Annotated in this window: 8 protein-coding genes; 5 read left to right on the plus strand and 3 right to left on the minus strand. The window is 70.3% G+C overall.

The genetic code is table 11. The features are described from left to right. The coding region (gene ligD, locus DPV74_RS36925; RefSeq protein WP_119338980.1) for a DNA ligase D at positions 1 to 2099 on the plus strand (2099 nt) is incomplete at its 5' end. Positions 2100 to 2104: 5 nt separating this feature from the next. Here the strand turns inward: ligD and DPV74_RS36930 are convergent. Both DPV74_RS36930 and DPV74_RS36935 read right to left on the minus strand, forming a co-directional pair. Continuing rightward, on the minus strand, positions 2105 to 3424 hold the full coding sequence (locus DPV74_RS36930; RefSeq protein WP_091921708.1) for a cation:proton antiporter: 1320 nt from the start codon (positions 3422 to 3424) through the stop codon (positions 2105 to 2107). Between the two features lie 42 nt (positions 3425 to 3466). Further along, complete coding sequence (locus DPV74_RS36935) at positions 3467 to 3823, minus strand: DUF3175 domain-containing protein (RefSeq protein ID WP_091921710.1); 357 nt, start codon at positions 3821 to 3823, stop codon at positions 3467 to 3469. A 265-nt stretch (positions 3824 to 4088) separates the two neighbouring features. Between DPV74_RS36935 and DPV74_RS36940 the strand changes: the two genes are divergently transcribed. The 4 genes from DPV74_RS36940 to DPV74_RS36955 all read left to right on the plus strand — a co-directional run bounded on the left by DPV74_RS36940 (position 4089) and on the right by DPV74_RS36955 (position 6094). Continuing rightward, complete coding sequence (locus DPV74_RS36940) at positions 4089 to 4454, plus strand: hypothetical protein (protein WP_091921843.1); 366 nt, start codon at positions 4089 to 4091, stop codon at positions 4452 to 4454. A 237-nt stretch (positions 4455 to 4691) separates the two neighbouring features. Further along, a complete protein-coding gene (locus DPV74_RS36945; protein WP_027792535.1) occupies positions 4692 to 5240 on the plus strand; it encodes a type 1 glutamine amidotransferase domain-containing protein in 549 nt (182 codons plus the stop codon). A gap of 4 nt (positions 5241 to 5244) precedes the next feature. Further along, on the plus strand, positions 5245 to 5577 hold the full coding sequence (locus DPV74_RS36950; RefSeq protein WP_059693388.1) for a DUF1488 domain-containing protein: 333 nt from the start codon (positions 5245 to 5247) through the stop codon (positions 5575 to 5577). A gap of 271 nt (positions 5578 to 5848) precedes the next feature. Then, on the plus strand, positions 5849 to 6094 hold the full coding sequence (locus DPV74_RS36955) for a hypothetical protein (RefSeq protein ID WP_027792537.1): 246 nt from the start codon (positions 5849 to 5851) through the stop codon (positions 6092 to 6094). A gap of 20 nt (positions 6095 to 6114) precedes the next feature. Here DPV74_RS36955 and DPV74_RS36960 read toward each other — a convergent pair whose 3' ends face one another. Further along, complete coding sequence (locus DPV74_RS36960) at positions 6115 to 7365, minus strand: phosphatidylserine decarboxylase family protein (protein WP_119338981.1); 1251 nt, start codon at positions 7363 to 7365, stop codon at positions 6115 to 6117. Positions 7366 to 7615: the final 250 nt, after the last annotated feature.

The raw sequence follows: 7615 nt of genomic DNA on the forward strand, positions 1-7615 counted from the left end.
GCACCGCGCCGGGCACGCACGACGGCGACGCGGGCAGTCCGTCGACCGACCTGTCTCGCATGGACGGCGCCGTGCGCGCGGCGTTGCCCGAGCGCGTCGCGCCGCAACTCGCGACGCTGGTCGATGCGCCGCCTGCGCACGGCGACTGGCGCTACGAAGTGAAATTCGACGGTTACCGGATCCTCGCGCGGATCGCCGGTCGCGGCGCACAGCGGCGCGTCACGCTGATGACGCGCGAAGGCCGCGACTGGACCGCGAAGCTGCGTGCGCAGCGCGATGCGCTCGCCGCGCTCGAGGTCGACAACGCATGGCTCGACGGCGAGGCCGTCGTGCTCGGCGAGAACGGCCTGCCCGATTTCCAGGCGCTGCAGAACGCGCTCGGCGCGGGCCGCTCGGACGCGGTGACGCTGTTCGTGTTCGACCTGCCGTTTCTCGACGGATACGACCTGCGCGACGTGCCGCTCGCCGCGCGTCGCGCGCTGCTCGAGCCGCTGCTCGCCGGCAGCGACCCGGCCCGGCTGCGTTTTTCACCGGACCTCGGCGGCGACGTCGTGCCGCTGATCGCGCACGCGTGCGACACGGGGCTCGAAGGGTTGATCGGCAAGCGCGCGGAGTCGCGTTATCGCGGCGGCCGCTCGCCCGCCTGGATCAAGCTGAAATGCCGGCGGCGGCAGGAGTTCGTGATCGGCGGCTACACCGAGCCGGCGGGCAGCCGGCTCGGCTTCGGCGCGCTGCTGCTCGGCGTCCATGCGCCGGACGCGGGCGGCAAGCGGTCACGCGGCATGCCGCCGTTGCGCTATGTCGGCCGCGTCGGCACCGGGTTCGACACGCGCCTGCTCGACCGGCTCGCGGCCATGCTGCGCAAGCATGAGCGCGACACGACGCCGTTCGACCCGCCGCCGCGCGAACGGTCGCGCACGCGCGTGCACTGGGTCGAGCCGACGCTCGTCGCCGAATGCGAATTCGCGGAATGGACGGGCGACGGGATCGTGCGGCAGGCGTCGTTCATCGCGCTGCGCGAAGACAAGCCGGCGCGGCAGATCGTCCGCGAGGTGCCGCGCCATACCGAATCGGAGACGACGATGGACGAACCCCAGGCAGCGCATGACAACCACCCGCATGCACCGCATGCCGATACCGGGCACAACCGCCGGCCGCGCGCGCGAACGCATGCGTCCGCCGGCCACGCGCCCGACGAACCCGGCGTCGATCACGTCGGCCGCGTGCGCATCACGCATCCCGATCGCGTGCTCGACCCGCGCAGCGGCACGCGCAAGATCGACCTCGCGCATTACTGGTTATGGGTCGCGCCGTGGTTGCTGCCCGACCTGAAAGGCCGGCCCGTGTCGCTCGTGCGCGCGCCGGGCGACATCGCCGGCGAACTGTTCTTCCAGAAGCATGCGGAACGCCGGGAAATCCCGTTCGTCAGGCAGCACGAGGGACTCGATCCCGGCCACGGCCCGCTGCTGTCGATCGACAGCGTCGACGCGCTGCTCGGCGCCGCGCAGATGGGCACGATCGAGCTGCACACGTGGAACGCGCACGCGTCGAACATCGAGCGGCCCGACCGGATCGTGTTCGACCTCGATCCCGATCCGGCGCTGCCGTGGCGCGCGATGATCGACGCCGCGCAGATCGTGCGCGGGCTGCTCGACGAACTGGGGCTCGTGTCGTTCTGCAAGACGAGCGGCGGCAAGGGGCTGCATGTCGTCGTGCCGCTCACGCGGCATGCGGGCTGGGACGACGTGAAGGACTTCTCCCGCGCGGTCGCGCAGCACGTCGCCGCTACGCTGCCCGAGCGCTTCACCGCGACGATGGGGCCGCGCCACCGGCGCGGCAGGATCTTCGTCGACTACCTGCGCAACGGCCGCGGCGCGAGCACGATCGCCGCGTACTCGGTGCGTGCGCGGCCCGGCATGGGCGTGTCGGTGCCGCTCGAATGGGACGAGGTGCCCGCTACGACGGGCGGCGCGCAATGGACGATCGACACGCTGCGCGAACGGCTCGACGCGCTGAAACGCGACCCGTGGGAAGGCTATGCGCAAACGCGCCAGCGCATCACGGCGTCGATGCGTGCTCGGCTCGGGGCGCAAACGTGAACCCGTCAGCGCCGATGCTGCAGCCGGTGATACCAGTTCATCAGCGGCGTCGCGGAGATCCCGTGCGCGATCACCGACGCCGATACGACGACCAGCACCGGTGCCGCCAGCGAGCGCACCGCGCCGGACGGCGCGTGCTCGATCGCGAACAGCAGGTAGTAGAACGAGCCGATCCCGCGAATGCCGAACCAGGCCATCAGCCGACGCTGCGCCTGCGTCGCACGCGAACCGGCGAGCGTGACCAGCACCGCGAGCGGCCGTACGACGACGAACAGCACGGCGGCCAGCGCGGCCGCCCCCCACGTGAGCAGCGGGCCCGGCAGCATCGCGAGCACGCTGCCGACCATCGTCATCACGACGGCTTCCGCGATCCGTTCGAGTTCGATCGTGAAGCCGAGCACCGATTCGGCCATGAACGCGTGCGCCTTCTCCGGATGCTTCTCGGTGGCGACGACGTCTTCCGAATCGATCTGGCCGATCACTTCACGCGGCCTGCGGTCGCCGCTCGCACGGTGCTCGACGCGGCGCATCGCGACACCGGCCGCGAACGTCGCGACGAAGCCGAACGTGTGCGCGAGCTGCGCGGCGCCGAACGACAGCACGATCAGCGCGAGCGCGAAGAAGCCTTCGAGGCCGAGCGCCTGCGCGTGCCGCGTGCGCAGCCAGCCGATCAGTTTCGTCGTCGCCCAGCCGAGGGCGCCGCCGATCGCGGCCGCGCCCGCGATGCCCCACAGCGCGACGAGCGCGAACGCGCCGGACAGCGGCGCGAGCCCGTAGGTCGCGTCGCGCGTGCCGCACAGTGCGAGCCCCGCGAGCGCGAACGGCAAGGCGATGCCGTCGTTCAACCCGCCTTCGCCGGACAGCGCGAAGCGCACGAGATCGCGATCGCCCGGGTCGTGCACCTGCACGTCGTGCGCGAGCACGGGGTCGGTCGGCGCGAGGATCGCCGCGAGCAGCAGCGCCGGGCCCCAGCCGAGCCCGAGCGCGAGTACCGCGCACGCGGCGAGCAGCGGCACGGTGACGATCATCGCGAGCAAGCCGAGGCGGCACGGCACGAGCCACAGCCGGTCGGTCAGCGGCACGCGCAGCCGCAGCCCGATCGCGAACAGCGACACGAGCAGCGCGATTTCGACGATTTCACGCAGCAACGGCGCGTCGCGTTCGAGGTCGAGCTGCAGCAGGCCGGCGCCGGCCGGGCCGAGCGCGACGCCGAGCACGAGATAGATCATCGCGGTGCTGCACGGCAGGTGGCGCAGCGCCGACGTCGCGACGCCCATGCCGAGCAGCACCGCGCCGATGATCAGGTACCAGAGCGTCTCGTGCATGCGCGGGTTCGCGGCAGGCGGGGAAGGCGGACGCGCAACCCGTCAGGGCTTGCGGCCGAATGCCTCGCGCAGTTTGCGTTTCGCGCGTTCGAGCGTCGTGCGGCGCGTTTTCGGCAGGTTGCGGCCCGCGCGGTTCACGTAGAAGTTCAGCATCGACATCGCCGACTGGAACGGCGACGCCTTGCGGCGGCGGCTGTGTTCGGCCGAACGCTTCAGCGACGCGGCGATCGCCTCCGGATCGTCGGACTTGAAGATGTCGGGTTCGATGTCGAGCGCATCGCTGCGTTGCGTGACTTCGCCCGACCAGCGCTTGCGGTGTGCCGGATCGGCGCTGCGGGCGCGGCCGGGACGGCGCGTGAGGCGCCTGCCGTGTGCGTGGGAAGCAGAAGCGGAAGGCATGTGACGGGGCTCCGTGTGGGGTCGAGGGATGGTCGTACGGAGACGGGCGACGCAATCCGCGTGCCGCGCCGCGGGCGGGGGCGGACGTCGGCATGGGCATTGCTGGAACGGCGTTGCCGGACGGCACGAGCAGGCATTTCCATTACCGCGTCATCACCACGGAGCACACGCCATGAAGCCGGCAACCGATCCGAAGCCGGTCGCGCGGCGCGATGACGGCGCGGTTTCCCGGGACGGGCGCGCGGCCACCACGCAGGAGGACATCATGCAATCGAATTCCCGGATTTGGCTGGAGAACGACGAGATCGACGGCGAGGCGGTCGACGTGGACGATCTCGACACGACGGTTCATGTCGACGTCGCGACGGGCAGGGTCATGTTCCACGCGGCGTGGGCGAATGCGCTCGAGGCGCCGCCCGAGGTGTCGCGGTATTCGGTCGTACTCGCGCTCGACTGCGACACGATGGAGCATTACGCGGATCTCGACGACGGCGCACGCACGCGCGTGCATGCGATGCTGCACGAGGCCGTGCAGCAGACGCTCGATCAGTTGCCCGACACCGACGAAAACCTGACGCTGACGATCGAGCTGACCGACGCGATGCTCGATGCGGCGCGGCACCTGCAGTAATCGTTGCGGGCCGACGTGCCGCATCCGATTACATCCCGTTGAAATCTTTGCAGCCGGGCACGCGGCGACGTCGAATGGGCCGGCCTTGATGCGATCGCGGGTCGTTCCCCGGCTGGTGCCGCGATGCGAACGGGTGCGACCCTGCACGAGCACATGCGGCGGCCTTGGCGGCCGGCACGCCGATTGCTGCACGACCGATGCGGCACGACGTGTGCCGCCCATCCGAAGGAGACGTTCATGAGCGGCAGGCTGGAGCATTGCAAGGTGGCCATCCTCGCGGTCGACGGATTCGAGGAAGCCGAACTCGTCGAGCCGCAGCGCGCGCTCGCCGCCGAGGGCGCGCAGGTCGACGTGATTTCGCAGAAGCGCGGCGAGATCCAGGGTTTCCGGCACGTCGACAAGGGCGAGCGCGTGAAGGTCGACCGCACGTTCGACGACGCGCGCGAAGGCGATTACGACGCGGTCGTGCTGCCTGGCGGCGTCGTGAACGGCGACGCGATCCGGATGCTGCCGGCCGCGCGCGAATTCGTGACGGCGGCCGTCGGCGCCGGCAAGCCGATCGCGGCGATCTGCCACGGCGGCTGGCTGCTCGTGTCGGCCGGGCTCGTGGAGGGCCGCACGATGACGAGCTGGCCGAGCCTGCAGGACGATATCCGTCATGCGGGCGGCAAGTGGGTCGACGAGGAGGTCGTGCGCGACGGCAACCTGATCACGAGCCGCAAGCCCGCCGACCTGCCCGCGTTCAACGGCGCGCTGGTCGAGCGCCTCGCGTCGCGGGGGGCGTAAGCCGATGCCGGCCGATGCCGCCCGCCGCGTGACGCTGACCGACACGCCGCCCGTGTTCGACGGAGCGGCGCTGCAGTTGAGTTTCGTCGTCGACGTCGATGGCATACCGCAGACCTGCGCGATCACGGTCGAGGCGCTGGAGGATCATTTCGGCGCGCAGTCCGCGCTGGAGGCCGACCTGCGCGATGCGTTCGAACGCGGCCGCGCGCGCATCGAGGCCGCGTGCGCGGAGGTGCTGGCCGACGGCGGCGGGGCGGACGTGGTGCTGCATAGCGGTTATTTCCGTGCGCCGGGCGGTCGGGCGCGGGCCGGGCTGTTTGGTCCGGGGAAGTCCTAACCTCCGTCGCGCTTCCTGAAGTGTCATTCCGCGCCGCATCCAGCCATCAGGCCATCCGGCCAACCGCATTACACGCCATTGAAAACTTTGCCGCGCGCCGCAGGCGTTGCCCGGTGCCACATCGCGCCGCGCGCCGGGCGCGCGGTGCGGTTCGCGTGGCGTCGACTGGCATGTTCCCTGCATGAATGGCCTGTTGCCGGCGCACGATTCGCGCCGCATGCCGATGCGACCCGTTCGTCGCATCGCACGTAGCCGCAGACGGGGAACGAGCATGCTGACCGCCCATGAATTTGCCGTGCTGTTCCTGGTGCATCACGCGCCGGAACAGATCCAGATCGATCGCGACGACGTCGTCGCCCTTGTCGAGCAACGCCTGATCGAGATGCAGCGCGACGACACGTCCGGCGAGCGTCGGCCCGTGTTGACGGCCGGCGGTCTGTCGGTCCTGAAGTGCGTGCAGCGGCATGACGGGGTCGCGACCGACGTGTCCGACCTGAGCGACCTGAACGACGCGTGATGCGCGGCGCCGCGCGGCGTTCACCGCGCGATCGCGACGCCCGCGTTGACGGGTACGACAGGTGTCCGGCTGTCGAACGGCGGCGCGGGCAGGAAGCGGTCGATCACGCCGGCTTCGAACAGCAGGCAGTACGTCGATCCGCCGAACTGGAAGTAGCCGATCTCGTCGCCCTTGTCGACGCGCTGCCCCGGCACGACGTCGATCACGCACGACGACACGTCGCCCATCCCGACGAACACGGCCGCCACGGTGCCGATGCCGGGGTCGTCGCAGGAGAGCGCGACCACCGCGCGCGTGGCGACGGCCGTCATGTAACCCTGCGAGTCGTTCAGCCCGGCCGGATCCGTGCCTTCCGCCTCCGCGACCGAGTAGTAGGTCCCGTCGACACGGTACGCGTGCGTGACGACGCCGCGCACCGGTGCATGCCAGCGATGGTAGTTGTACGCGCTCAGGTAGGCCTGGTAGATGTCGCCGCCGACGAAGCGCTCGGCGAGCGGCAGCCATGCGGGCGTGAAGAGGTCGCGCAACGAATACGGCTGCGCCTTGATCCAGAACGTGTCGCGCAGCTTCACCTTCGATTCGGTGTGGTACGGCGCGGCCTCGCATGCGCTGACGATCACGTGCGGATCGTCGGGTGCCTCGACCGGGCGCGCGCCGTCGCGAAAGCGTCGCGTGAAGAAGTCGTTCCACGAGGCGAAGCCCAGGTGCGGCTGGTCGTCGCGATACTCGAACTGGGACAGCCCGAGGCGCCTGCACGCTGCGTCGCAGAACCAGCCGTCGGGCGCCGACGTGTCGAGATGCGTGCGCGAATGCGGGCCGCCGAGGAAGTCGCACCACACGTTCAGCACGCGCTTCAGGTGCGCGTTGACGGTCGCGTCGCGAAACACCGCATGGCCCGACGGCATGCACATCGGCCAGTCGAGGAACGCGTTGATCGGGCACACGATCAGGCTCGCTTCGCTGAAAGGGGGCGTATAGGTCATCAGGTGATCGAGCACCGTCATCAGCTCGCCGATCGACGCGTAGCCGAGCCGCAGGCCCGCGTCGAGCGCCTCGTCGATTGCGCGGGTCAGGCCCATGCGCAGCACGGCATGGTCGTCGAACAGCCGCGCGAGCGCCTGCACGGCCGGCGTGCGCAACCGGTCGCCGGCATGCGCGCGGGCCTCCGCCGCGATCCCTTCGCGGAACGCGGCCATGTGGGCCTCTTCGCGCGCCATCCATTCGCCGAGCCGATGGCGCGTGGCGGGCGGCGGGTTGCGGTCGGTCGGCATGGCTTCCTCCGGGCGTTGGTTCGGCATGAACGTGATCAGCAAGATGCTTGCCCGGCGGCGGCACCGAAATTGCGGCGATCGTTCGTCCGTTTTTCATGACACGGGAGACGAAGATGAACGCGGCTTCGAATGCACGACAGGCGAACAAGACGAGCGAGACGAGCGCGACCGACGCGCGCCGCAGCGGCGATCCGCACACGGTGACGCCGACGCGCCCACGCGTGCGAGCGGCCAAGCCGGCGTCGCGCGA

This window comes from Burkholderia sp. HAN2018, from assembly GCF_024704855.1.
GTDB lineage: Bacteria > Pseudomonadota > Gammaproteobacteria > Burkholderiales > Burkholderiaceae > Burkholderia > Burkholderia cepacia.